The sequence below is a fragment of the Candidatus Omnitrophota bacterium genome (assembly GCA_016209275.1).
In the GTDB taxonomy this organism is placed as follows: Bacteria; Omnitrophota; Gorgyraeia; order Aquiviventales; family Aquiviventaceae; genus JACQWM01.
In genome coordinates this window covers 1-26,000 of record JACQWM010000062.1, presented here as the reverse complement: position 1 = coordinate 26,000, position 26,000 = coordinate 1, and the positions used below count along the sequence as shown (strand labels likewise).

General features: G+C 61.8%; 25 protein-coding genes. 22 read left to right on the top strand and 3 right to left on the bottom strand.

All coding sequences use genetic code 11. The features are described 5' to 3' along the window. Window positions 1–31: 31 nt before the first annotated feature. The 20 genes from HY737_09140 (at window position 32) to HY737_09045 (ending at window position 18,753) form a co-directional block, all read left to right on the top strand. On the top strand, window positions 32–1,297 hold the full coding sequence (locus HY737_09140) for a putative porin (protein ID MBI4598548.1): 1,266 nt from the start codon (window positions 32–34) through the stop codon (window positions 1,295–1,297). Window positions 1,298–1,315: 18 nt separating this feature from the next. Beyond that, window positions 1,316–2,188 (top strand): phosphate ABC transporter substrate-binding protein, encoded by an 873-nt coding sequence (locus tag HY737_09135; protein ID MBI4598547.1) that lies wholly within the window; start codon window positions 1,316–1,318, stop codon window positions 2,186–2,188. After that, window positions 2,185–3,054: a phosphate ABC transporter permease subunit PstC gene (gene pstC, locus HY737_09130; GenBank protein ID MBI4598546.1), complete on the top strand. Its 870-nt coding sequence runs from the start codon at window positions 2,185–2,187 to the stop codon at window positions 3,052–3,054. The genes HY737_09135 and pstC overlap by 4 nt, the downstream gene beginning before the upstream one ends. A gap of 23 nt (window positions 3,055–3,077) precedes the next feature. Beyond that, complete coding sequence (pstA, locus tag HY737_09125; GenBank protein MBI4598545.1) at window positions 3,078–3,914, top strand: phosphate ABC transporter permease PstA; 837 nt, start codon at window positions 3,078–3,080, stop codon at window positions 3,912–3,914. Beyond that, a complete protein-coding gene (locus tag HY737_09120; GenBank protein ID MBI4598544.1) occupies window positions 3,908–4,666 on the top strand; it encodes a phosphate ABC transporter ATP-binding protein in 759 nt (252 codons plus the stop codon). The genes pstA and HY737_09120 overlap by 7 nt, the downstream gene beginning before the upstream one ends. Window position 4,667: 1 nt before the next feature. Continuing rightward, the gene (pstB, locus tag HY737_09115; protein MBI4598543.1) at window positions 4,668–5,423 is read left to right on the top strand and encodes a phosphate ABC transporter ATP-binding protein; all 756 of its coding nucleotides are present in this window, start codon (window positions 4,668–4,670) and stop codon (window positions 5,421–5,423) included. Between the two features lie 49 nt (window positions 5,424–5,472). Next, window positions 5,473–6,351: a hypothetical protein gene (locus tag HY737_09110; protein MBI4598542.1), complete on the top strand. Its 879-nt coding sequence runs from the start codon at window positions 5,473–5,475 to the stop codon at window positions 6,349–6,351. 22 nt (window positions 6,352–6,373) lie between these two features. Continuing rightward, window positions 6,374–7,045 (top strand): phosphate signaling complex protein PhoU, encoded by a 672-nt coding sequence (gene phoU / locus HY737_09105; GenBank protein ID MBI4598541.1) that lies wholly within the window; start codon window positions 6,374–6,376, stop codon window positions 7,043–7,045. 51 nt (window positions 7,046–7,096) lie between these two features. Further along, on the top strand, window positions 7,097–7,765 hold the full coding sequence (locus HY737_09100) for a DUF502 domain-containing protein (GenBank protein ID MBI4598540.1): 669 nt from the start codon (window positions 7,097–7,099) through the stop codon (window positions 7,763–7,765). Window positions 7,766–7,778: 13 nt separating this feature from the next. Continuing rightward, window positions 7,779–10,064 (top strand): sodium-translocating pyrophosphatase, encoded by a 2,286-nt coding sequence (locus tag HY737_09095; GenBank protein MBI4598539.1) that lies wholly within the window; start codon window positions 7,779–7,781, stop codon window positions 10,062–10,064. A gap of 46 nt (window positions 10,065–10,110) precedes the next feature. After that, the gene (locus HY737_09090) at window positions 10,111–11,250 is read left to right on the top strand and encodes a branched-chain amino acid ABC transporter substrate-binding protein (GenBank protein MBI4598538.1); all 1,140 of its coding nucleotides are present in this window, start codon (window positions 10,111–10,113) and stop codon (window positions 11,248–11,250) included. 81 nt (window positions 11,251–11,331) lie between these two features. Then, window positions 11,332–12,237, top strand: coding sequence for a branched-chain amino acid ABC transporter permease (locus HY737_09085; protein ID MBI4598537.1), 906 nt, complete (start codon window positions 11,332–11,334; stop codon window positions 12,235–12,237). 53 nt (window positions 12,238–12,290) lie between these two features. Next, window positions 12,291–13,268 (top strand): branched-chain amino acid ABC transporter permease, encoded by a 978-nt coding sequence (locus tag HY737_09080; GenBank protein ID MBI4598536.1) that lies wholly within the window; start codon window positions 12,291–12,293, stop codon window positions 13,266–13,268. Next, window positions 13,246–14,031, top strand: a complete 786-nt coding sequence (locus HY737_09075; GenBank protein ID MBI4598535.1) for an ABC transporter ATP-binding protein — start codon at window positions 13,246–13,248, stop codon at window positions 14,029–14,031. The genes HY737_09080 and HY737_09075 overlap by 23 nt, the downstream gene beginning before the upstream one ends. Before the next feature lie 12 nt (window positions 14,032–14,043). Then, window positions 14,044–14,748 (top strand): ABC transporter ATP-binding protein, encoded by a 705-nt coding sequence (locus HY737_09070; GenBank protein MBI4598534.1) that lies wholly within the window; start codon window positions 14,044–14,046, stop codon window positions 14,746–14,748. Between the two features lie 89 nt (window positions 14,749–14,837). Then, window positions 14,838–16,181: an ISNCY family transposase gene (locus HY737_09065; GenBank protein MBI4598533.1), complete on the top strand. Its 1,344-nt coding sequence runs from the start codon at window positions 14,838–14,840 to the stop codon at window positions 16,179–16,181. A gap of 95 nt (window positions 16,182–16,276) precedes the next feature. Next, window positions 16,277–16,909 carry a MotA/TolQ/ExbB proton channel family protein gene (locus HY737_09060; protein MBI4598532.1) on the top strand — a complete coding sequence of 211 codons (633 nt, stop codon included), beginning with the start codon at window positions 16,277–16,279 and terminating at the stop codon, window positions 16,907–16,909. Then, window positions 16,906–17,292, top strand: a complete 387-nt coding sequence (locus HY737_09055) for a biopolymer transporter ExbD (GenBank protein MBI4598531.1) — start codon at window positions 16,906–16,908, stop codon at window positions 17,290–17,292. The genes HY737_09060 and HY737_09055 overlap by 4 nt, the downstream gene beginning before the upstream one ends. Window positions 17,293–17,302: 10 nt before the next feature. Continuing rightward, entirely contained in the window at window positions 17,303–18,052 is a 750-nt protein-coding gene (locus HY737_09050; protein ID MBI4598530.1) for a ZIP family metal transporter, read from the top strand. Next, window positions 18,049–18,753, top strand: coding sequence for a hypothetical protein (locus HY737_09045; protein MBI4598529.1), 705 nt, complete (start codon window positions 18,049–18,051; stop codon window positions 18,751–18,753). The genes HY737_09050 and HY737_09045 overlap by 4 nt, the downstream gene beginning before the upstream one ends. A gap of 84 nt (window positions 18,754–18,837) precedes the next feature. Here HY737_09045 and HY737_09040 read toward each other — a convergent pair whose 3' ends face one another. From HY737_09040 to HY737_09030, 3 genes are read right to left on the bottom strand one after another with little or no spacing between them, the layout of a single operon-like run. Continuing rightward, complete coding sequence (locus HY737_09040; protein MBI4598528.1) at window positions 18,838–21,927, bottom strand: efflux RND transporter permease subunit; 3,090 nt, start codon at window positions 21,925–21,927, stop codon at window positions 18,838–18,840. Then, window positions 21,924–23,246, bottom strand: coding sequence for a TolC family protein (locus HY737_09035; protein ID MBI4598527.1), 1,323 nt, complete (start codon window positions 23,244–23,246; stop codon window positions 21,924–21,926). The genes HY737_09040 and HY737_09035 overlap by 4 nt, the downstream gene beginning before the upstream one ends. Then, complete coding sequence (locus HY737_09030; protein ID MBI4598526.1) at window positions 23,243–23,707, bottom strand: winged helix-turn-helix transcriptional regulator; 465 nt, start codon at window positions 23,705–23,707, stop codon at window positions 23,243–23,245. The genes HY737_09035 and HY737_09030 overlap by 4 nt, the downstream gene beginning before the upstream one ends. 93 nt (window positions 23,708–23,800) lie before the next feature. Here HY737_09030 and HY737_09025 point away from each other — a divergent pair, with 93 nt between their 5' ends. Together HY737_09025 and HY737_09020 are read left to right on the top strand one after the other, a co-directional pair. Next, complete coding sequence (locus HY737_09025) at window positions 23,801–24,604, top strand: hypothetical protein (GenBank protein MBI4598525.1); 804 nt, start codon at window positions 23,801–23,803, stop codon at window positions 24,602–24,604. Beyond that, window positions 24,594–25,889, top strand: coding sequence for a glycoside hydrolase family 1 protein (locus HY737_09020; GenBank protein ID MBI4598524.1), 1,296 nt, complete (start codon window positions 24,594–24,596; stop codon window positions 25,887–25,889). The genes HY737_09025 and HY737_09020 overlap by 11 nt, the downstream gene beginning before the upstream one ends. Window positions 25,890–26,000 lie beyond the last annotated feature (111 nt).

Below are 26,000 nucleotides of genomic sequence, written 5' to 3'. Positions count from 1 at the left end.
CTTGGGGCACATGATGATGAGAGGAGGCGCCATGAGAAGACAAGGAGGACCATGGGCGGTCGTGGGGGCGTTGCTTGTCAGCATCCTGCCTGGTGTGGCGGAGGCGGTCAGCGAGGTGGATGTCTTGCTCAATAAGCTCATCGAAAAGGGCATCCTCACGCAGGCGGATGCCAGCGAGATCCGAAGCGAAGTCCAGCACACCAAAGAGGCCCGCAATGCCGAACTGGCGAAAGAGCTCGTGCCGGAGTCGGCGCGCAACTGGACGTGGAGCGGTGATCTCTTATTGCGCGAAGAATACCGCAACCGCACCGGCACCGGGCAGGATGTCAACCGGCAGCGCATCCGCTTCCGGTACGGGTTTGACGCGAAGGTCGCGGAGGGTCTCAACGTCGGCGCGAGGTTGACGACAGGCACGTCCACGGATCCCGGCTCTCCGAACCAAACCTTCAACACCTCCTTCAACCACAAAAACTTTTTCCTCGACCGCGCCTACGTCCAATACAGCCCTGAGGTGCCCTCCATCGATGAAGCTCGGTTGACCGGCGGCATGTTCGCCAATCCCTTCTGGACCGTAGGGCAGTTGATGTGGGATGAGGATCTCAGTTTTGATGGCGCGGCCGTGCATCTGGCCAAAACGCTGGGGCCGGTGACGGTGTTCACCAATGCAGGGGTGTTTCTGCTGCAATCGGACATCACCGAGGCGGCCAGCTTGTGGTCGGCGCAAGGCGGAGCCTCGTGGAAGCCGTTTGCCGACGCCGCTGAGGAGGCGGCCAAGCATCTGAAATTCACCGGGGCCTTGGCCTACCACGACTACAAGAATGTGACCAATCCCTTCTCGGAGTCGACGGCGCTGACGACGGCCGGCGGGTTGAGAGGCAACAGCGACGGCTTGCAAGATCTGAATCTCTTGAACTCCACCGTCGAAGTCGTGAGCCAGCGCGCCCAGATCCCCTTCGGCGTCTTCGGCGACTGGGTCCACAATACCCCCTCCGCGTCCTCCAACCACGGGTTTCAGATCGGCGTGAAGGCCGGCCAGGCGCGCGTGCCGTTTGACTTGCGCAAAGGCTGGGAAGGCGGCTACTACTTTGAGCGGCTGCCGCCAGACGCGACGTTTGGAGCCTTCACCGATTCCGATTTCGGCAATGGCGGCACGAATCACACCGGCCATGTCTATTGGCTGAAGCTTGCGGTGCTGAAAAACTCGGCGGTCCAATTGAAGTTTTACGACACGCAGGAACTGAAGGGCGCGAAGAATCATGCGGAAACATTCCGCACGGATTGGATCACCAAGTTCTAACTGGCCAAGGAGCGCGGCATGCGATACGGGTGGGGAAGGTGTTTGACGGCGGTGAGCATCGCGTTGGGTGTTGGCGCGGCGGCCGCGGCCGAGGAGCTCACCGGCAGCTTGCAGATCAAGGGCTCGGATACGATGGTCAACCTCGCCCAGGCGTGGGCCGAGGAGTTTATGGCCATCCATCCGCAGGTGACCGTGGCGGTGACGGGCGGCGGATCCGGCACCGGCGTCGCGGCCTTGATTGGGGGCACGTGCGATCTGGCGGCCACCTCTCGGAAGATGTCGCCAAAAGAAATCACCAAGGCTACGGCCAAAGGGGTGGCGCCGAAGGAATGGATCGCGGCCTTAGATGGCATCGCGGTCGTCGTGCATCCAAGCAACCCGGTGAAGCGACTCACCATTGAGCAATTGGCCGGGATTTTTACCGGGACGATCCGCAACTGGAAAGACGTCGGCGGCGACGACGCGGGCATCCTCCTGCTGTCCCGAGAGGTCAATTCGGGAACGCATGTCTTTTTCAAGGAGCATGTGCTGGGCAAGGATGCCTCTGGCCATGACCGGGAATTCTCCCAAGAGGCGCTGCTGTTGCCGTCCTCTCAGGCCATTGCGGATGAAGTCGCGGCCAATGCGACGGCGATCGGCTATTACGGCATGGGATACGCCAATCCTCAGAATGCCGTCGTGGGTGTCGGAACAAGCGCTGCCGGGCCGTTTGTTGCCCCATCTGAAGCGTCCGTGCGATCCGGAGCCTACCCGATTGCGCGGCCGCTGCTCTTCTATACCCGCGGCGGGCCCGAGGGGTTGGCGAAGGCGTTTCTCGACTATGTCCTCTCGCCCGAGGGGCAGGCCGTCGTGCGTCGCATCGACTTCGTGCCGATCGCACCCGCCTCATGACGCCGCGGCCGTGGCAGGAACGCGTGATCGAGGGCTTGATCCACCTCTGCGGCATTTCCTCGATCGTCATTGTCGCCCTCATCTTTCTCTTTCTCATGAAAGAGGGGATCGCGCTGTTTCGCACGGAGTCGGTGGCCGCGTTCCTGGCCGGCGACCGATGGTATCCGATTTCCGATCCTCCGCGCTTCGGGATCCTGCCGCTCATTCTCGGCTCGTGCGTGGTGACCGTCGGGGCGATTGCGCTGTCGGTGCCCTTCGGCATCGCGGCCGCCCTGCTGGTCTCGGAGATCGCCAAGGGGTGGGTGAAAGAGACCTTAAAGGCCGGCATTGAGCTGTTGGCGGCGATTCCGAGCGTCGTGTTGGGGTTCATCGGCATGGCGCTGCTCGCCCCCGTCATCAAAGACGTGTTTCATTTGCCCACCGGGCTCACCGCGCTCACCGGGTCGCTGACGCTCGCGCTGATGGCGATGCCGACGATCGTCAGCATCACCGAAGATGCGCTGGCGGCCGTGCCACGCGGCTATCGCGAGGCAGCGCTGGCCTTGGGAGCCACGCGCTGGCAAATGATGCACCGCGTGCTGCTGCCGGCGGCGCGGTCCGGCATCTTCGCCGCGACGATGCTGGGCATCGGCCGCGTCATTGGTGAGACGATGGCGGTGATGATGGTGACCGGAAATGCTGCCGTGATTCCCCATACGTTATTGCGGCCGGTGCGCACCATGACGGCCACCATTGCGGCTGAAATGGGCGAGACGGTGCGCGGCTCGGAGCATTATGCCGCGCTCTTTGCGATCGGGATCGTGCTGTTTATCATTTCATTTATCATCAATGTGCTCGCCGACCTCTTTCTCCATCGGGAGGACTGATGGCGGAGCCGTGGCGTCGGGCAATGGAGGTTCAGCGGCTGGCCTTCAGCCTCCTGTTTGCGACGACAGTGCTCATCGTCCTGCCGGTGGCGATCATCATCGGGATGATCATGTGGCATGGCGCGGGAGCCCTCTCCTGGTCGTTCCTCACGACGATGCCCACGCAGGGCATGCGCGCCGGCGGCATTTTTCCGGCGATTATTGGCACGCTGGAGTTGGTGGGTCTGACGATTATCTTTGCGTTGCCCATGGGGGTCCTCGCGGCGATTTATCTCAACGAATACGCGGCAAATAATTGGCTCACGCGCCTTGTGCGGTTGGCCATCATCAACCTGGCTGGCGTTCCCTCTGTGGTCTATGGACTCTTCGGCTTAGGGCTGTTTGTGGTCTTCTGCCGATTTGGAACATCCCTGCTGTCGGGCGCGCTGACCCTGGCCATCATGATTTTGCCCGTCATCATCACCGCGACGGAAGAGGCGTTGCGCAGCGTGCCGCAAAGTTTTCGCGAAGTCAGCCTCTCGCTCGGGGCCAGCCGCTGGCAAACGATCCGCCATGCGGTGTTGCCCAATGCGGTTCCCGGCATCATGACAGGGACGATTCTTGGCATCGGCCGAGCCGCGGGCGAAACGGCTCCAATCCTGTTTACCGTCGCGGCATTTTACTTGCCGCGCCTGCCCCGGTCGATTTTTGATCAAGCCATGGCGCTGCCGTATCACCTCTATGTGATCTCAACGCAAATTCCGAACATCCCGATCATGCAGCGCTATGGCACGGCGCTGGTCTTGCTCATGCTCGTGTTGTCATTGAATATGTTGGCGATTGTGCTGCGGATTCACTTCCGCCGGAAGCGCCAATGGTGAACCCGACGAAAATTTCTGCGCACGAGTGGTCGGTCTGGTATGGGCCGATTCATGCGCTGAAGTCGGTGACGCTGGACATTCACCCGCACGAGATTCTCGGCGTCATCGGCCCGGCGAATAGCGGCAAGACCTCGTTCTTACGCAGCCTGAATCGCATGAACGAACTGAACCCCGTCTTTCGCTATCAAGGCCGGATGTCATTGGAGGGAAAGGATCTGTACCGCGATCTTGACAGTCAATCCGTCCGTCGGCGGGTCGGCATTGTGTTTGCGCTGCCGCTGCCGCTGCCGATGTCCATTGAGGAGAATGTGACGTACGGGCCCCGGCTGCGCGGGACGCACAGCCGCAGCGATTTGGCCGCGCTTGCCGAGCGCAGCCTGAAGGCGGCGTCGCTGTGGGATGAAGTGAAGGATCGGCTGAAGCGTCCGGCGATGAAACTCTCCGGCGGCCAGCAGCAGCGGCTGTGCATCGCCCGCACGCTGGCGATGGAGCCCGAGGTGATCCTCTTCGATGAGCCATGCTCAGGACTCGATCCGATCTCGACGGCCAAAGTGGAAGAGACGATGGTGCAGCTCAAGGCCCAGTATACGATCGTGCTGGTGACCAACAATACCAAACAGGCTGCGCGGGTCTCCGATCGGGTGGCGTTTTTCTTGGGCGGGGAGCTCATTGAGCTGGATCGGACGGATCTCATGTTCACCGCCCCGCATGATCAGCGCACGAACGACTACATCACCGGGCGCTTCGGCTAACATGGAGCCGAAGATGCTGGTGGAGGGGCTGGATCTGTTTTATGATGATTTCCACGCCCTCAAAGGCGTGCGGATGGCCATTGCGCCGAGGCAGGTCACCGCCATGATCGGCCCATCAGGCTGCGGCAAGTCGTCGCTGCTCCGGTGCCTCAACCGGATGAATGAGCTCATCGACAGCGCGCGGGTGACCGGCCGCATCTTGCTGGACGGCCAGGACATCATGGACTCCGCGGTGTCGCTCGTCAGCCTGCGCAAGCGCGTGGGCATGGTGTTTCAGCGGCCGAATCCGTTTCCGCTGTCGGTGTTTGAAAATATCGCCTTCGGCCTGCGCATTCATGGATTGGCGAATGGCCGCGGGATTGAGCAGGTCGTCGAACGCAGCCTGCAGTCCGTGGCGCTTTGGCATGAGTTGAAAGATCGCTTGCGCACCTCCGCCCTGCGGTTGTCCTTGGAGCAGCAGCAGCGGTTGTGCATTGCGCGTCTGCTGGCCGTCACCCCGGAAGTGCTCTTGATGGATGAGCCGTGCTCAGCGCTGGATCCTGTGGCGACGGCGCGCGTGGAAGAGCTCATCCATGAGCTGAAAGCCCGCTACACGATTGTCATCGTGACGCATAATATGCAGCAGGCGGCTCGCGTGTCGGACATGGCGGGGTTTTTGCTCCTCGGGGAGCTGATTGAATTCGGACGAACCGAGCAGATGTTTACGGCCCCGCATGATCAGCGCACCGAAGACTACATCACCGGGCGATTTGGATGAAACCATTTGGAATGTGGTGCTGAGCGATGAATAGTCATGGATCGCCCTGATGAGAATCGGCGTGATTGATGTGGGCACCAATGCCATCCATCTGGTGGTGGCCGAACGCACCGGGCGGCAGGTGCGGATGCTGAAGCATGAGCAGGCCTTGGTTCGTCTCGGCGACGGAGGGCTGGTGCGCAATCGATTGACGATGGCGGCTCAGTCGCGGGCGCTGGCGGTGTTGCAACGCTATGCCAAGCGGCTTGCGCGCGATCGCGTGGCCCGCATTGACGCCGTGGCCACCAGCGCCGTCCGCGACGCCTCCAATGGCCGCGCTTTTGTGCGCGTCGTTCGGCGGCGATGCGGCATTCCGTTGCGCATCATTTCCGGCGAAGAGGAGGCGCGGCTGATTTTCCGCGGAGCGATGTTCCTGAATCGATTCCGCGGGCAGGCGCTCATGGTGACGATCGGCGGCGGCAGCGCGCAAGTCATGTGCGGGTCGGCGCGTCGGCTGGCCGCAGCGTCGAGCGTGCCGCTCGGCAGCAGCCGCCTGACCCAACGCTTTCTTGCGCACGATCCGGCTCAGGCAGAGGACGTGGAGGCGTTGGCGCGGCATGTTCGGCAGCGCTGGGCCGGGCTGCGCCGCTCGCCGTGCCGGAGGAGGTGGCGCGAAGCCCTCGGCAGCTCAGGATTGATCCGCCAAGTGATCATCGCCGTGAGGCGGTCTTCGGATCGGCCGATGACGCACGCGTCATTGCAGCGCTTTTCGGCTTGGCTGAGCCGGTCGACAGCCGCGCAGCGCCGTCGGATTCCGGGCATCGACCCGCGGCGCCAGGACCTCTTGCTGGCCACCAGCGTCACCCTCCTGGCGTGGATGCAGCGCTGGGGCGTTGGGCGCTTGCGGTTTGCGCCGGGATCATTGCGTGAAGGGTTGCTCATTCGATAGACTGAAGGGGGAGGTGAGAGCCATGCAACGGCACGTGGATGTCGAACTGCAACGGTTGAAGGATGAGTTGGTGCGCATGGCCGGGTTGGCCGAGGCGGCGATCGGGCTGTCGGTGAAGGCGCTGGTCAAGCGCGACGCGGACATGGCACGGCAGGTGATCGCCTCGGATGGCGCGATCAATCAGCTGGAAATCGAGATTGACGAGCTGTGCCTGCGCACGATGGCGCTCTACCAGCCGGAGGCGAAGGATCTGCGGTTTATCGCCATGGCGTTGAAAATTAATAATGATTTGGAGCGCATGGGCGATCAGGCGGTCAACATCGCCGAGCGGACGCTGGAGCTCTTGAAAGAGCCGCTGCTCAAGCCCCTCATCGATATCCCGCGCATGGCCGAGGTGGCCCAGCAGATGGTGAAAGACAGCCTGGATGCGTTCGTCCGGCAGGACGCGGCGCTCGCCCAATCGGTCTGCGAGCGCGACGACGAGGTGGATCAGTATGACGATCAAATCTTCCGTGAGTTGCTGACCTACATGATGGAGGATCCCAAAGCCATCACGCGTTCGGTGAATCTCATTCTCGTCTCCCGGCATATCGAACGCATCGCCGACCACGCCACCAATGTGGCCGAAGACGTGATCTACATGGCGCAGGGCAAGAACATCAAGCACCATGCCCAAGACCGCACCCCTGCCTAGGAAGCTTGTTGACGAATTGCCGACGGCACGGTAGCATTGTCCCACGATCCGATGCCTGACCTTCCGAAGCCCAGCGCTCCCAACCCAGGGCCCTCAGCGTCCTTCTCGCGCCGTGTCGGCCTGGCCATCCGCCGCTACTTCATCACCGGACTCGCGACGTTATTCCCCGTGGCGGTGACCGCGTGGGTCGTGAAAATCATCTTCAGATTTTCCGACCAATTCTTAGGACAGTATCTCCCGTATGCGATCCCCGGGCTTGGCCTCTTGGTCACCCTCCTGATCATTCTGCTGGTGGGCGTGCTCTCCGTTCACGTCGTGGGGCGCGTCATCTTCCACACCCTTGAGGCCTGGCTCGTGCGGCTGCCGATCATCAAGAAAATCTATCCGGCGGCCAAACAGCTCGCGCAATTCCTCTTCAAAGAGGAAGGCAAGGGGCAGGCGGCCTTCCGCCATGTCGTCTTGGTGGAGTGGCCCAGGCTCGGCTCGTTTTCCATCGCCTTCGTCACCAATGAGACCACCACGTCTGTCACCGGGGCGCCGGAGACGCTGGTGACCGTGCTGATCCCGACACCCCCCTCGCCCGTGACCGGCCCCATCATCTTTCTCCGCGAGAAAGACGTGATTCCCCTGACCATGTCCGTGGAAGACGCGATGAAGCTGATCTTGTCCGGCGGTGTCGTCGCCCCCCCTCTTGAATCGAGCCGGAAATCCGCACCGTAGCGAAGGCATCGTGATGGCGTCGTTATTCTCCTATTCGGTGATCGCCGATCCCAATTTCACCTTCTGGGAGCGGATCGCGCTGTTCGTGGTGCTGCTGGTGGCGGTGGCTGGCTTGCTCTACGCCGGCCTGCTCGTCGGGCAGATGCTCAGCAAAGATCAGGGGACCGAGGCGATGAAGCGCATCAGCGGCGCGATCCGCCTGGGGGCGAATGCGTATCTGCAGCGCCAATTCAAGGCGATTGCGCTGCTGATCTTGGTCTTGACGGGGCTGCTGTACTTCACCGCCGGGGAGACCTCGATCGCCGTCGGCCGCGCCTGCGCGTTTTTGATGGGCTCAATTTTTTCTGCGACTGTAGGTTTCATCGGCATGAACATGGCGGTGCAGGGCAACGTGCGCGTGGCCGCGGCCGCTCGCACCAGCTTTGCCGAGGCGCTGAAGATCGCGTATCGCACCGGCACGATCACCGGCATGCTCACCGACGGGCTTGGGCTGCTGGGCGGCACGTTGATCTTCATGGTCTATGGCGAGAAGGCGTACGAGGTGCTCCTCGGTTTTGGCTTTGGCGGCACGCTGCTGGCGTTGTTCATGCGCGTGGGCGGCGGGATCTACACCAAGGCGGCTGATGTCGGGGCGGATCTTGTCGGGAAGCTTGAGCATAACATCCCGGAGGATGATCCCCGCAACGCGGCAACCATTGCTGATAACGTGGGCGATAACGTCGGCGACTGTGCTGGCATGGCCGCGGATATTTTCGAATCATATGAGGTCACCATCGTTTCAGCCATGATCCTCGGCTGGGCATCCTTCGGCCATAAGGGCGTGATCTTTCCGCTGCTGGTCCGCGCCATCGGCGTCGTCAGCTCCATTATCGGCACCTACCTGGTGCGGACGACGGAAGAAGCCCGGGCCGCCATGAAGGCCATCCACACCGGCTTTGCAGTGTCGGCCGCGGTCTCGATCATCGGTTTTTGCGTCGTCGGCTTCTACTATTTGCGTTTTCCTGAGGCCGTAGCGCTGCCGGGATGGATCAGTTTCGGAGTGGCTGGTTTGGATATGCGGCCGGTGTGGACCACATTGATCGGGATCTTGCTGGCGATTGCCATCAACTATTTGACGGATTACTTCACCGCACCGGAAAAGCCACCGGTGCAATCCGTGGCGCGCTCCACCCAGACCGGCCATGCCACGACGATCATCACCGGTATTTCGGTTGGCTATGAAAGCAGCGTGTGGTCGATTCTCGTCATTGCGCTGGCGGTCTTCGCATCCTTCCTCATCTATGCCGGGACGAATCCCACGTACATTGCCTACGGGGTCGCGATGTGCGGCATCGGGATGCTGACCTTAACCGGCAACAATATTTCGATGGACGTCTTCGGGCCGGTGGCGGATAACGCCAACGGCATCGGCGAAATGGCGCATCTGGATAAAAAGGCTCGGCAAACCCTGGCCGATCTGGATGCGTGCGGCAACACGACGAAAGCCATCACGAAGGGGATCGCCATCGGCTCGGCCGTGATCGCGGCGGTGTCGCTGTTCAACGCCTTCATCACCGACGCGGCGAAATTTTCCGGTGCCACCTACGAGCAGATCGCCTCTCGCCTGTCCATTTCCGAACCGATCGTCTTCATCGGCTTTCTCATCGGCGGGGCGGTGCCGTTTCTGTTCAGCTCGATGACGATCCGCGCCGTCGGCCGGGCGGCGTTTTTGATCGTGCAGGAAGTGCGGCTGCAATTCAAAGATAAAGCGATTTGGGACGGCACGAAAACGCCGGATTACGGCCGCGTGGTCTCCATCTGCACGGCCGAAGCCCAGCGGGAGCTGATCGGTCCTGGGTTGCTGGCGGTGTTGATGCCGATCGTCGTCGGGCTGCTGCTCCATAAGGAAGCGCTGGGGGGATTTCTTGCGGGCATCATCCTCTCCGGGCAGCTGCTGGCGGTCTTCATGGCCAATGCCGGCGGGGCGTGGGATAACGCGAAGAAATTTGTGGAAGACGGCCACTACGGCGGCAAAGGCTCGGAAGCCCATAAGGCCTCGATCACCGGCGATACCGTTGGGGATCCGCTGAAAGATACGGCTGGGCCTGCGCTGAATCCGCTCATCAAAGTGATGAATCTCGTGAGCTTGCTCATCCTGCCGTTTGTTGTCAAAGCGGAGCAGCCCTCGGCGGTGATCTGGCTCGTCGTGTTGGTGTGTGTGATCGTCCTCGGCTTCGTCATCTATCAGAGCAAACAGGAATCGCCCGAGGCGCTGAAGTGGCAAGCGGCGATTGACCATGCGTCTGAGTCAACGAGCTAGACGCTGGGGACGGTTCTCTTTTTCGTTGAAAAAGAGAACCGTCCCCATGACTCTTCTTCTCCTGCTCGCGGCCGGCTGCGGTAAGCCTGAGCCCGTCATCAAGATCGGCTTTGTCGGCCCGCTCACCGGCGATCAAGCCATGGAAGGGCAAGACATGATGCATGGCGCGCAGCTCGCGGTCGAGCAGGCCAATGCGCGCGGTCCGATTTTGCCAGGGTACACCCTGCGCCTGGAAGCGCTGGATGATCAGCATAGCCCCACGCAGACCGTGGCGGCCGCGAAGCGGCTCGTCTCCGATTCGGATGTGGTCGTGATCGTTGGCCATCTGAACTCCTCCTGCACGATGCCGGCCTCGGCGGTCTATCATCAGGCCTGGATGCTGCAAATCTGTCCCGTGTCGTCGAATCCGCAGATTTCCCGGCAAGGCTTCGAGAACTTTTTCCGGACCTGCCCCACCGACGATCTGCAAGGGCCGGCCGCGGCCAGCTTCGCCGCTGAGCAGCTGCAGGCCAAACGGGTCTTCCTCTTGGATGACATGACGACCTATGGCCGCGGTTTGGCAAATGAGTTCATCAAGAAAGCCAGCACGGTGCAGATGGAAATCATCGGCCATGAGGGCATTTCGCAAGAAGACAAGGATTTCGTGCCGTTGCTGACAAAAATCAAGTCGTTGAATCCGGATCTGATCTTTTTCGCCGGCATGTATCCGCAGGGGGCGTTATTGATTAAACAGCGGGCCGAGCTCGGCATCACCAGCCAGTTTATGGGCGGTGATGGCCTCTTCGATGCGGAGCTCATCCATCTCGCCACTCCCCAAGCGGCCGAGGGCGTCTATTTGACCAAATTAGGAGCCGATATTCATCGCATCCCGACCGCGCAGGCGTTCGTGAAGGCTTTTGAAGCGAAATTCGGCCCGGTCGGCGCCTATTCGTCGTATGCCTATGAAGCGACCAACATGGCGATTTGGGCCATTCGCGCCGCGGGCAAGAAAGACCGCGCCGCGGTGTTGGCCGCCATGAAAACGCTCAAGGATTTTCCCGGCATTTTCGGCACGCAGAATTTCGATGAGAAGGGCGATACGCTTATCCGCGACATCGGCCTCGTCACCGTCAAGAACGGCTCATTTGTCGAGGTCGGCACCTACACCGACAAAGACGGCCGCTTTATCTTTCAGCCCCAAACCTGACATCAGCAGACAGCACACAGCAAACAGCACACAGATAGAGCCATTGCTGTATGCTGTGTGCTAGGTGCTGTGTGCGAATTCATGACGTCCCTCCAACTTTTTCTTCAGCAGCTCGCCAACGGCTTCACCCTCGGCGCGATTTACGCCCTCATCGCCTTAGGCTACACGATGATTTACGGCGTGATCCAGCTGATCAACTTTGCCCATGGGGAGATCTTCATCGTCGGCGCGTATATCGCCTTAAGTCTCGTCCTGGCTCTCGGTGGCGGGTTCCCATGGGCCGTCGTGGTGGTCATCATGGGCGTGGGTGCCATGGCCGTGTCTGCGTGGCTTGGCCTTGGCGTCGAACGATTCGCCTATCGGCCCATCCGCCGAGCCCCTCGGCTGAATGCGTTGATCACCGCCATCGGCATGTCCTTCCTCTTGCAGAATGTCTTGATGGTGTTCTATGGCCCGAACGATCGGCGGTTTCCGAATCCGATTCCCTTGATGCGATGGGACATCGGCGGGGTTTCGATCACCTTGATGCAGGTGGTGGCATGGGTCATGAGCGGCGCGCTGATGCTGAGTTTACAAGCGCTCGTGATGCGCACCAAGCTTGGGATGGCCATGCGCGCCACCTCCCAAGATCTCAACGCCTGCGCCTTGCTGGGGATTCCCGTCGATCGGATCATCGCTATCACTTTTGCCATCGGCTCGATGTTCGCGGCCATGGGCGGGATGCTCTTTGGATTGCACTACGGCACCATCAATTTTCACGACGGCTACATGGTGGGGTTGAAGGCCTTCACGGCGGCCGTGCTCGGCGGCATCGGCAACATCCCCGGCGCGATGCTGGGAGGCCTGGCCCTCGGGTTGCTCGAGGGGCTGGGGGCGGGGTATCTCTCCTCGCAATGGAAGAATGTGTTTGCGTTCGTGATCCTCATCGCGCTGCTGCTGTTTAAACCGACAGGGCTGCTTGGCGAGCGAGTCACCGACCGTGCTTAAATTCGATATCAGATATGAAATGGCTATTTCATATCTGATATCGCCTTAAAAGAATGAGGTTTAAAAAGTTTGTGACGTGGCAGTGGGCTGGTGTTGGCATGACAATGCTGGCGCTGCCTTTGATCGATCCAAATCCCTACCACCTTGATGTCTTGACCACATCGCTGCTCTACGCGCTGCTCGCCTTAGGGTTGAATATCATCGTCGGCCTCACCGGCCTGTTGCACTTGGGCTACGCCGCATTTTTTGCCATCGGCGCCTACACGTACGGGCTCCTGAATCTCCATTGGCATTGGCCGTTTTGGATCGGATGGATTCCTGCGTCGCTCATGGCCGGCGTGTTTGGGGTGCTGCTGGGGGCACCTGCCCTTCGCGTGCGCGGGGATTACCTGGCGATTGTCACCTTAGGCTTCGGCGAGATCGTGCGCATTGCCTTCACGAATCTCGACCGGTGGACCGGCGGACCGAATGGGCTCTTAGGCATTGCGCATCCGACGATCTGGGTGCCGGGCCGCGGCTGGGTCAGTTTTGGCGTGTCCTCAGCACCCTATTACGTGTTGGCGTGCCTCGTCACGTTGATCGTGATCGGAGTCTGCGTGCGCGCATCCCGCTCTCGGATCGGACGGGCCTGGGTGGCGATTCGCGATGACGAATTAGCCGCTTCCTGCGCGGGGATTCCCGTGCTGCGGCTCAAGCTGCTGGCTCAAGGCTGCGGGGGGTGTATCGCGGGCTTGGCCGGGGCGATCTTCGCCGCGAAGCAAGGCACGATTACCCCGGATAGTTTTGACTTTATCCTTTCCGTGATGATTCTAGCGATGGTCGTGCTCGGCGGATTGGGCAGCATCCGCGGAGCGGTGGCGGGCGCGCTCATCCTCGGAATCTTGCCCGAATTGCTTCGAGGTTTCGATGAGTACCGCATGCTGGTCTTTGGCCTCGCCATGATACTGATGATCCGCTGGCGTCCTCAAGGGCTCTTCGGCGCCACACGCCATCGACGGCGCACTCGCTATGTCCGCGCAATTCCTGCTTAACATTGGCCACCTCACCAAGCGGTTCGGCGGCGTGGCCGCGCTTGATGGCGTGAGCCTCCAGGTCATGCACGGCGACGTCGTGGGCCTGATTGGACCGAATGGCGCAGGGAAGACCACGCTGTTTAATTGCCTCACCGGCGTGTTGCGGCCGGATGGCGGCGAGGTGACGTTTGGTCGCGACACCGCTGAGCCCATTACGGGATTGGCCCCTGACGAAATCGTCCAGTATGGCATCGCGCGAACCTTCCAAAATATCCGCCTCTTCGCGAGCATGACGGTGCTCGAACATGTCCTCATCGGCATGTATATTCGCACGCAGGCAGAATTGGCGAGCGCCATTCTGCTCAGTCCCGCAGCGCGCCGGGAAGAGCGATGGGCGCATGATCGAGCCATGGGATTATTGGAAACCATGGGACTCTCAGATCGCGCAGGCGAGCTCGCCAGCGCGCTGCCGTTTGGTCTTCAGCGGCGAGTAGAAATTGCGCGGGCTCTGGCATCGGACCCTGAGCTGTTGCTGTTGGATGAGCCGGCGGCCGGATTGAATCCCACGGAAAAACAGCAACTCCTTCAGCTCATCCAGCAGTTGAACGCTCAAGGGTTGACCATCGTGCTCATTGAGCACGACATGCAAGTCATCATGCCCATCTCCACCACCGTGGCCGTGTTGGATTACGGCAAGAAGATTGCCGAGGGGCCGCCGAAAGAGATTCAACGCGATCCCCGGGTCATCGAAGCGTACCTTGGAACCATCAACACAAGGTAAAGGGCGCCTCCGATGTTGAAACTTGAAAATGTTGAAGTCGGGTACGGCCCGACGAGCTGCCTCAAGCGGTTGTGTCTTGAAGTCAACGCAGGCGAGATTGTCGCGTTGCTGGGAGCGAATGGCGCCGGCAAGACGACGACGCTGATGGCGATTTCCGGGCTGCTGCCACTGCGCGATGGCACGATCACCTTTCAACAGCAATCCTTAAGCGGGTATGCGGCCGCTGACATCGTGGGGTTGGGGATCAGCCACGTGCCTGAGGGGCGACGCATCTTGCCGCGGCTGACCGTGCAGGAGAATCTTGAGCTCGGAGCCTATCTGCGGCGAGATCGCGCCGGGATTCGCGACGATCTTCGACGCATGGGTGCGCTATTTCCCGTATTGCAGGATCGTCGTCGACAGTTGGCGGGAACGCTCTCAGGGGGCGAACAACAGATGCTGGCGATCGCGCGAGGATTGATGGCGCGGCCGAAGCTGTTGCTCTTGGATGAGCCGTCGCTTGGCTTAGCCCCGAAATTGGTGCTGACGATCTTCGAAACGATTCAGCGGATTAATCGTGAGGGCCTGACGATGCTTTTGGTGGAACAAAATGCCTACCAAGCCTTGCAGGTCGCCCACCGCGGCTATGTCCTTGAGAGCGGGCAGATCGTGTTGTCGGATACGGCGCAGCGCCTTGCCACCAATCCCCACATCAAAGCCGCCTACCTCGGCGGGTGAGCGAATGATTGACTGTAACAGCAAGATGATAATGTCCTCTTTGCGCAAGATAGAAGTGTCCTCTACCATCATGCCCTCACGAGGAGGGGATGATGTCGATGGAGGCGAGGCTCGTCATGACGCGCGAAGAAGCCCGACGGTTGATGGTGGTGCAACAAGTACTCGATCGGAAGATGCGTCAGCGGCAGGCCGCCGAGCTGCTCGCACTCTCGGTGCGGCAAGTGCGGCGGTGGGTGCAGCGGGTGCGGGGCTCCGGCCCGCCAGGCATCGTGCACCGACTGCGCGGCCACCCGTCCAACCGTCGCGCACCGCCGGCGCTCAAGCAGCAGGTCCTGCGGCGCTATCAAGCCCGCTACGCGGGCTTCGGGCCGACGCTGGCAAGCGAGAAGCTCCACGAGCGCGATCACCTCACCGTGAGCCGCGAGACGCTGCGCCAGTGGCTGCGCGAGGCCGGGTTGTGGCAGCGCCAACGCCGAGTCGGCCCCCAGCACGTCTGGCGCGAGCGCAAGGCGGCATGCGGCGAGATGCTCCAGCTCGATGGCTCGCACCATGACTGGTTGGAAGGCCGCGGGCCCCGGTTGGTGCTGATGGCCTACATCGACGACGCGACGAGCGACGTCTTCGCCCGCTTCTATGACTACGAGGGGACGATGCCGGCCTTTGAGAGCTTCTATGCCTACGTGCTCCGCCACGGATTGCCCCAGAGCGTCTACCTCGATCGGCACGGGGCGTACTACTCGACGCGGACGCTGAGCGTGGCAGATGAGCTGGCGGGCCGGACGCGCCCCCAGACACAGTTTGAGCGCGCGCTGACCCACCTCGGGGTGCAGGTGATCCCGGCCTACTCGCCCCAAGCCAAGGGCCGCGTGGAGCGGCTGTTTCGCACGTTCCAGGACCGCGTGCTGAAAGAGATGCGGCTTGCTCGGGTGACGACGCGGGACGCCGCGAATCGTTTCCTGCAGGCGTATCTCCCCCGCTACAATCGCCGGTTCAGTTGCGCTCCGCGCTCGACGGAGGATCTCCACCGTCCAGCGCCGGCCCCCCGCACCTTGAAGCGCATCCTGGCCCTCCACACCCCGCGCCTCGTACGCCAGGACAACACGGTGCAATGCGGAGGGAAGTGGTACCTCCTCACCGAGCCGTGGCGGACGCGCCGCCCCAAACAGGTGACGGTCATCGATACGTTTGATGGCACCCGGCTCCTGCTCCACGGCGAGGAGGTCGTGCGCGCTCGGGAGATTGTGCCGCGGCCGCCCGCACCCGCCCTCCGGGTGCGGTTTCCGAGTCGGCGACGCGCCGTCGTCATCCCGACGCCCGATCATCCCTGGCGACAATTCGAGCGCGTGCAGCGGCTCAAGGCGTTAAGAAACAGGACAGGTCTCGCTGGCAGCGAAGAGGACAGTTCTACTTTGCAGGACCGAGGACATTTCTAAATTGCGTTGACAGAGCGAATGATTGACGCCTCATGGTCGTCGAGGTATGCTAATAGCTAGTCTGTCGTGCTGCTGGCCACCTGAAAGGACGCGCCATGGTTGAGTCGCTCCTGCATTCTTCGCTCCTGATCAAGTTCGTGTTGCTGCTGCTCATGGGTTTCTCAATTTTTTCATGGGCGATCATCCTCTATAAGACGGCGCAGTTCCGCGCGGCGTCCGAATGCGCCCGGGCCATGCTCGGCGCGCTTCAGACGGCGCGATCGAGCGGCGATGCCGCCTCGCTGCTCGCCGCCGCGGATCAGTTCCAAGGTTGCCCCTTGGCCAAAATGGTGCAACGCCACACGACGGCGTTGCGCGGCGCTTCGAAAGAGGACATCAGCCGAACGCTGAAGCAATGGCTCGCACAGGAGATGGAGCGGCTCGAGTCGTACCTGATTTTTTTGGCGACGACCGGCTCCACCACCCCGTTCATCGGCCTCTTTGGCACCGTCTGGGGCATCCTGCATGCGTTTCAGGGCATCGGCACGGCCGGCTCGGCGTCGCTGGCCGTGGTGGCCCCGGCCATCGCGGAAGCGCTGATCGCCACGGCGGCAGGCTTGGCCGCGGCGATTCCCGCCGTCATGGCCTACAATGTGTTTGTCAATTGGACGCGGAAGCTCGGCAACGGATGCGAGGGATTCCTTGAGGAATATCAGGAGCTGCTGATGGTCAAGGCGAAGGCGCGATGAAGCTTGAGGCCCATCGCGCGCCGCTCGCCGACATCAATGTGACACCGTTCGTCGATGTCATGCTGGTCCTGCTCATCATTTTCATGGTCGCGGCACCGCTTCTGGATCAGGGCATTAAAGTCAATCTGCCGCGCGCCTCGACCAGCCGGCGGGTCCCCGGCTCCGGCGTGATGATCACGCTCACCAAAGAGCACGTCGTCTACTTCAATCGCGACGCGGTGACCCTGAAAGACCTGCGGCAGCAGCTCGCCGGGCTCTCTCACGAGCAGCCGCTGCTGATCCGCGCGGACCGCAGCGCCTACGTGAGCCGGCTGGTGGAGCTGTGGGATCTGTGCCGCGATGTCGGCTTTCAGGAAATCCGCATTGCCACGCTGACGGATTAGCCCCCCACCGATGCTCAGCGTATGGTGTTCCACCATCGGCAGCGTGGTGGTGGTCAGCCTGGCCTCCTTCATCGGGATTGTCGCCCTCTCCAAGGATGCGGCGCGGGTCCAGCGCGCGATTTTCATCATGGTCAGCCTGGCCGTGGGCGCGATGTTCGGGGACACCTTCATCCATCTCTTGCCGGAGGCCTTCAAATCCGACGGCAGCCTCGCCACACCGGCCTATATCCTCGCCGGCATTCTGGTTTTTTTCTTGCTGGAAAAATTCCTGCTCTGGCGCCATGAGCATATCCCGCACTACGGAGCGTGCGTTCATCCCGTGGGGTATGTGAGCCTCGTCGCCGATGGGCTGCACAACTTCATTGATGGATTGCTCATCGGCAGCAGCTACTTGGTCAGCCTGCCGGTGGGACTGGCGACGACGATTGCCGTGCTGCTCCATGAAATTCCCCAGGAGATCGGAGACTTCGGCGTGCTGCTGCACGCGGGATTTACCACGGCGAAGGCGCTGTGGTTCAACTTTTTTGCGGCGTCGCTCGCAATCGTCGGCGCGATCACCGCGCTGATCGCCGGGGAATTGGTCGCCGCCTTTCCGAAGGCGATTCTTCCGCTGACCGCCGGCGGCTTCATTTATCTCGCCGGCTCCGATCTGGTCCCGGAGCTCCATAAGGAGCGCGAGCCGGTCAAATCATTGATTCAAATGCTGGCGATCGGCGTTGGCATCGGCCTGATGCTGCTGGTCAAGCTCTTCGGGTCATGATCGACCAGTCGACTTCCCTCTGGGACCGCGGGTTGCTCGCCATGCTGGGCTGCTCGCTGGCAGGCCATGCGGTCGTGCTGGGCGTGCAGCTGATCACCGGGCACTGGAGTATCAGCGTTCCTGCCAAAAAGCCGCTGCGGTTGATCTACGAATCGAGAACGACGGGAGCCCAGCGCGAAGAGGTGCCACCGCTTCCGCGGGTTCCGAGCGCTGCCCTCGGCCAGGGCGTTGAGGCGGGAGGGTTCGGATCCGGGGCCTCCGGCTTGCTGACGCAGATTCGAGTCGGCAGCGGCGCAGGAGGAGCTGCGGAGGCGCTCGGAAGCGCTGAGAGCCGCAATGCCTGGTCAGGCGCCATCGATTTGACGAATCTGACGGTGGCTGCTCGCGGCAATCCGGTGCTGTATAGCTACTTCGCGGCGATTCGAGAGCACATTCAGCGGACCGCGGATGAGCGAGCGTGGTTGCCGCACAAGGCCGAGGCCTCCGGCACCGTCTACATCGGGTTCGTGATCCACCGCAACGGCGCGGCGGACGCGGCGGATGTCGTGGCGGAGCGCTCGGTTGCTTCCTCGCTCTTGCAGTCGATCGCGCTGCGCATCGTGAAAGCCTCCAGCCCCTTTCCGCCCTTTCCGCCCTCGGCCCAAGAGCCCTCCAAGCTGCTCGTCGTGCCCCTAGAGTTCATTTCCACAGACAGCAATTAGCGAGAAGTCGTTTCACAAATATCCAGTCGGTGGCCGAGTGGCCATGTGGCCGGGTGACCACGACGCAACCACTTGGCCACTGGGTCACTTGGTCACCGTATATTGTTTGCGTTCGATGTGGGAGAGGAGGCTGTACGCGCAGGGGACGACAAAGAGGGTGAGCAGTGTTGAAAAGGTCACGCCGCCGATGACGGCGATGGCCATCGGCATGCGGGTTTCAGCGCCCGGCCCAAGGGAAAGCGCCGGCGGGGTCGCCGCCGCGACGGTGGATACCGACGTCATGAGGATGGCTCGCAGCCGCGTAGGGCAGGCCTGCATCAGCGCCTCATGGACGTTCTTGCCTTGCTCTCTGAACTGGTTGGTGAAGTCGACCAGCAGGATCGAATTCTTTTTTACAATCCCCATCAGCAAAATCAGGCCGATAAAACTGTAGAGGTTGATGGATTGCCGTGTGGCCCACAGCGCTAAGAACGCTCCTGAAATGCTAAAGGGCAGGGCCAGCAGCACGGTCAAGGGATGCAGGTAGCTGTTGTACTGCGAGCCTAAGACCATGTACGAGACGATGATGCCCAGGACGAGGGCAAAGAGCAAGCTGTTGAAGGATTCCTTAAATGTTTCGGTGCTTCCTCCAAACACGACGCGATAGCCTTCCGGCATGATGTCCTTCGCCAGGCGATTGACTTCGGCGATCGCGGTCGTCTGAGACTCTCCGGCGGCGATATTGGCAAAGAGTCCAATCGCGCGCTCACGGTTTTTCCTCGAAATCGTCAACAGCGTGGGTTTTTCGGTGACGGTGACCACATCCTTCAGCTGTACTAGCTCGCCTTGATTGTTCCACACCCATAATCGCTCGATGTCTTCGGCCTGCGTGCGCTGGCTGGGGATCAAGCGAACCCGCACATCATACCGCCGGCCGCCGCGGGTGTACTTTGCGACCCGCTGCCCGCCGATCATCGCGTTGATCGTCTGGCCGATCGCATCGATGCTGACCCCGCGCTCGGCCGCCTTGATGCGATCCGGCCGCACCCGCACTTCCGGAACACCGGTCAGATAATCCGTATCCACGTCCACCATCAAGGGGCTGGCGGCCATCCGATGCTTGAGCTCTTCGGAGAACTCCGCCAGCGTATTCCACTCCCGCCCTCGCACGGTAAGCTCAATGGGAAATCCTCGCTGGGCGGAGAAGCCGCTCATCGACAAATCCTGGATGTACGCTTTGGTGTCCGGGATCGCGTTGAGATGCTTGCGGAAGAGCGCCATCAATTCCCGCTGCGATAGCGGCTTCGTGTTCGGCGGCACGATCGGGCGCTCCTTGGGCGGCTTGAACGTCATGAACAAGATGCCGGTGTTGACTTCACCGCCCCCGAAGCCGCCGATAGCGCCGAAGTACCGCTTGATTTCCGGGCGGCTCATCGCAAACGCCTCGGCCTGCTTGAAGCGGTCGTCGGTGAAATCAATCGAGGAGCCGACCGGCGTTTGAAGGCGGACCAAAAACATGCTCTGATCCTGCGGCGGCACAAACTCCTTCCGCAGGAACTTCACGAGCATGATCGAGCCCGCAAACACGGCGACGCCGGCTGCAAGGACCAGCCAACGACGCGTCAGCGACCAGGCCAGAGCCGCGCGGTATCCATTGGCCAGTCCATGGAACGCGCCTTCGACGGCTTTGCCGATGATGGTGCGGCGAGCACCCACTTGCAAAAATTGGGAGCAGCGCATGGGAGTTAGTGTTAGGGCTTCCAACAGCGATAAGGCGACGGCGACAGAAATCGCGACCCCAAACTCAAAAAAGAATTTGCCGATGATGCCGGTCATGAACGCCACCGGCAGGAAGATGGCGATGATCGCCAGGGTGGCGGCGAGGGCCGCCGAGGTGATCTGCCGAGCTCCCCGGCGAGCCGCCTCGGCCTTTTCAAGACCCTGCTCCCGGTAGCGCACGATGTTTTCCAGCACCATGATGGCATCATCGACCACAATGCCGATGGCCAGCGAGAGGGCCAGCAGCGTGAACGTGTTCAGGGTGAAGCGGAAGAAGTACAGGCAAATAAACGACCCGACGATCGAGGTCGGAATCGCCATCAGGATATTGAGGGTCGCACTCCAGGAGCCCAAGAACAGCCAGCACACCAGCGACGTGAGAATCGCCGAGAGGACGAGCGTAAACGTCAACTCGTTGATCGACTCTTCGATGAACTGGGTGCGGTTGAAGTTGACGCCGAGCTCAACGCCTTTCGGCAGTGTGGGCTGGAGCTGCTTCATCCGCTCCAAGACGCGATGCGCCACCGCGACTTCATTCGCTCCGCGCTGCTTGCGGATGCCAAGGCCCACCGCCGGCTTGCCGTTGATGCGCGCGATGCGCCGCCGATCCGCCAAGCCGTCTTCGATCGTGGCGACATCCTTGAGGTAGATCGGCTTGTAGATCGGCCCTCCCGCGCGCCGGGTGATGATGATGTTGCCGAATTCCTCAACGCTGGTCGCCTCGCCCATCGAGCGGACGTTGAATTCCTGCTGGCCGGTTTCGATGCGTCCGGCCGGCAGCTCCGCATGCTCGCGCTGGATGGCGTCGATGACGTCTTGCACCGTCAGTTGCAACGGCTCCAATTTCTGCGCATCGATCCACACGCGCAGGTTGCGCTCCAAGAACCCTCCGAGAAAGATCTCGCCCACACCGTTGATGGTCTGGAACTGATCTTTCAGATGATCCTGCACATATTCCATCAGATCGCGGATGGGGAGATTGCTTGAGACGCCGAGCCACATGATCGGCTGATCTTGCGGATTGAGCTTGATGACGACCGGCGGATCCAGCTCGCGCGGCAGGCGCAGCTGGGCTTGCGCGATTTTCGTCTGCACTTCCTGCAGGGCCACGTCGATGTCTCGCTCCAAGTCAAACTCGATCGTGATGGTCGCCTGGCCTTGGCGAGTCGTCGATGCAATGTCGCGCACCCCTTGGATGCTGGTGATGGCATCTTCGACGATGTCCACGACGTCGCTTTCCATCACTTCAGGGGCCGCGCCCTCCCACGTCATCGTCACCGATACGACGGGGAATTCCGCCTCCGGCATTTGGCTGACCCCCATCCGCTTGAAACTAATCGCCCCAAACAAGATGAGCGAGGCCATCAGCATCCACGCGAAGACCTGGTTTTTAATCGAGAAATCAGACAGCGTCATAACGTTTCTCCGGTGGCGACGCGGAGCTTCCAATGGTCGCGTTTGGCGGTATGCTGCGCGGCGATCACGTCGCGGCGCGCGTCCTGCACGTCCTGCAACGCCTGCAACACATCGAGGTTGTTGACGAGGTTCCGTCCGTAATCCTCGACTTGCAGGCGGTAATTTTCCTCCGCCGCATCCAAGGCCCGCACCAAGGCCAGGTAGCGGGCGATGCTGCCTTGCAAGGTGGCGTAGGCGCTGCGGATCTCCAGCTCTGCCTGGCGTTTGGTCAGCTCGAATGTGAGTTTGGCCTGGCGCGCTTCAGAGCGCGCGGTCTTCGTGGCTCCCAGATTGTTCCCGCCGTGAAAAATAGGGATGCTCACATCGAGGGTGGCATCCCACGTGATGTCCTCGGAGACCCCGGCGCGCTTCGTGTAATAATTGGCATCCAGGCTGACCGTCGGCCAAAACCCGGCTTGGGCCACCCACACGGCTTTCCTGGCCACATTCCAGGCCTCCTCGGCCGATTTGACGTCGGGCCGGGCGTGCGCTTTCGCCAGGTACTCGCCTTCCGCCGGCAGTGCGAGCGGGTCAGGCTGATCATCGTTGAGGAGCCCCAGCGGCGATTGTCCGGTGAGAAATTCCATCAGCTGCCGGGCGGTCATCTCGCTGCTGCGGGCCGACTCCAGATCGGCCTCCACCCGCCGCAGCCTGGCTTCGGCGCTGGCGACTTCGCTCTGGCGGGAGCGGCCGAGCTCCTCACGCCGGTGCAATTCGCCGAGCCGATCCTCCAGGGCCTTGCGGGTGGCGTCAAGCGCTCGGATGTCCCCTTGCTGTTGCAGCAGCAGATGAAACGCGTTCGCCACGTCGATGAGCAGCAGGTGCTCGGCCCGCGCTGTCTCATGCGCGCGCTGCCGGCGTTGGGCCCGGCTGCCGGCCATCGCGGCGAACTCCTTGAATCCGGAAAACAGCGGCTGGCTGAGCGCGAACTTTTGCTCCGGGATGCGCTTCAGCGAAAAGGCGGATGCGCCCGAGCCGTCCTGGCGTTTTTCGGCGATCTGATAGTCAACGCTCGGCAGGGCCGTGCTGAGGGCCTGCAGGAATTGCCCCTCGGTGGCGTTGAGCATCTCGTTGCGGATGGCGACGGCCTCGCTCTGCGCGAGCGCGAGCCGATAGCAGTCGGCGAGTGTGAGGCCCTCCGCGCTGACCGCGAGACCTGCTTCATGGTGTCTGATCGGGATGATCTGCTGCGCCGACGGTTCGGTTTCCCCCGTCGGCGCGGCAGCGCCCGCGCAGAGCAGCGAGGCCAGCCCGAGGCACAGGCGGCTGGGATGGTTCATGGCTGACGTCTCCGCTTGGCGCGGGGAGCTTGCGAGGCAATGGCGGTGACGCGCTCCAAGATTGCCAGGTAGTGCGCGCGGTCCGAGGGGGAAATCTGGCCGAAGATATCCACGATCATGCGCTGCTTCTGGTCCCAGATGTTCGTGAGCGCGCGGCGGCCCTTGGCGGTGATGGCGACGAGCACGATGCGCCGGTCGCGCGCGTCGGCTTCGCGGCGGACGAGCTGCTGGCTGATCAGCCGGTTGATCAGCCCGGTTGCTGCCGGCCGGGAAATGTGGAGCAACTCGGCGAGCGCGTGCATGGGGCAGTTTGGCGATTGGCGGGCGAGGTGCTCCAGCGCCCAGAGCTGGGGCAGGGTGATTTCTCCCCGGGAGAGGGAATTGTGCTCATGCCGCGCGAAGCCTCGAATGAGAGCCGGCATCAGCTCGACCATCCGTTTGCTGAAGCGGTCAATATTCATCAGTAGTTTATACCCTTAACTATTATTGCAGCTAAGTATATAGAATCGTCGCGATGGTTGTCAAGGACGGCCGCCCCGCGTACAATACCAGAGATGAGCACCAACCAGCACGCCTTATTGCGCGCGGTGGAGCGCGAGGTGCGGCGGTGCCGGCCGCTGGCCCTGCGGTATTTCCGGTCGGCCGGCCTTCGCATTGAGCGCAAGGCGGATGCCTCCCCGGTCACCGCCGCCGATCGAGCCGTGGAAGAATACTTGCGAGCGGCGCTGGCCAAGCGCTGCCCCGGCGAATCCATCGTCGGAGAAGAGTTCGGCGGCGAGCCGCCGTCCCATGGCACGTACTGGCTCATCGATCCCATCGACGGCACCCGAGCGTTTTCCAGCGGGTTGCCCTCCTGGGGGATTCTGGTCGCGCACGTGGAGCGCGGGCGCCCGACGCTGGGCGTGTGCGATTTTCCCATCGCCGGAGCGACCCTGGCGGTGGCACCCGGCGTGCGCGCCTACGAGCGGGGGCGGGGGAGTCCGCAGCCATTGCCGCGGCCGCGCGCCGTCCACACGCTGTCAGACGCGGTGATTTTTCATGGCGGCGCGGGCTGGTGGCAGCGCACGCGCTATGATCGCGGGTTCCGCCGCCTGATCGCCTCATGCTATTTAGAGCGGGCCTACGGCGATTGCTACGGCTATCTCTGGGCGCTGCGAGCTCACGCGGATGCCGTCATCGATTGCGGCGTGAAACCGTACGACATCGCGCCCTGGTGCGCGCTGGCCGCCGCCACCGGCCGTGTTCTCGTCAACTTTAAGAATCAACCGAGCTTTGCCGGACCGGATTCCATTATGGCCGCGCCAGCGTTGGCAACACTGATCAGCGCTACGCTTCGAGGAGAAGACATTGGAATTTGAGTTTCCAAAAGGGTTCCTCTGGGGCGCCTCGACGGCCGCCCATCAGGTGGAAGGCGACAACCTCCACAGCGATTGGTGGGCATGGGAGCAGGCGGGTCGCGTCAACGAGCGCTCAGGAGCCGCGTGCGATCATTACCGCCGCTTCGCCCAAGATTTCGACCTGGCCGAATCTTTGCATCACTCGGCCCACCGCTTTTCCATTGAGTGGAGCCGGGTCGAGCCGGCGGAAGGGCAGTGGGATGGCGCCGCCCTCGCCCATTATGCGGAGGTGGTGCGCGCGCTGCGAAGCCGAGGCCTTGAGCCGATCGTCACCCTGCATCATTTTACGACGCCGCAATGGCTGGTGCGGCAAGGCGGGTGGACTACCCCTAAGGCCGTCGAGCACTTTCAACAGTATGTCGCGCGGGTCGTGGACACCCTGGGCTCCTCGGTGCGGTATTGGATTACGATCAACGAGCCGATGGTGTATGTGCGAATGCATTTCATCCAAGGGTTGGGGCCGCCGGGCGCGAAAAGCCTGCCGAAGACGCTTCAAGTCGTCGAGCATTTGGTGCGCGCGCACGCCGCAGCCTACCGCATCATTCATGCGCAGGCGACACCTGCGGCCCCAGCGCCCTTGGTGAGCATCGCGCACAACGTGCCGGCGTTCTGGCCGTGCCGATGGTATTCGCCGCTGGATCATCTGGTCACCTGGATGACCGATCGCATTTTCATCCTGTCGTGGTTTCAGGCGTTGACGACCGGCCGGTGGTCCGTCCCGGGTGTCACGCAGCGCTGGCATGTGCCTGAGGCGGCCAACACGCTGGATTACATCGGCCTCAACTACTATGGGCGGCAATTCATCCGTTACGTGCCGCCGCCGGGCGTGTGGCCGGGCGATGGCTGCGATCTCGGGCACCATCCGCGCCAGGTCACGGAGCGCACGTCGATGGGCTGGGACGTGCACCCCGCATCATTGCTCCGGGTGCTGATGCGGTTGAAGCCATACTGCCTGCCGATTTTGGTGACGGAAAACGGCACCTCCATGGCCGATGATGCGCGGCGGTGGAGTTACATTCACCGGCATCTGCAAGCGATGGCGCGCGCCATGCGGCGGGGGGTGTCGGTGATCGGCTACTGCTATTGGTCGCTGCTCGATAACTTCGAGTGGGCGGATGGCTACGGCCCGCGCTTCGGCATCGTGGAAGTCGACTATGCCACCCAAGAGCGCCGTCCTCGTCCCAGCGCCTACCAATATGCAGAAGTCTGCAGAACGAACCGCATTCAACTGAATAACCAAGGGTAAAGTCGTGTTCCAGCCACCTAGTTTAGTATCATGGAGGCATGACCCGGCGGCACCGATGCCCACACTGCCAGTACACGAGAACGTGGGTTGTCCGACGAGGAAAGCGTCGGT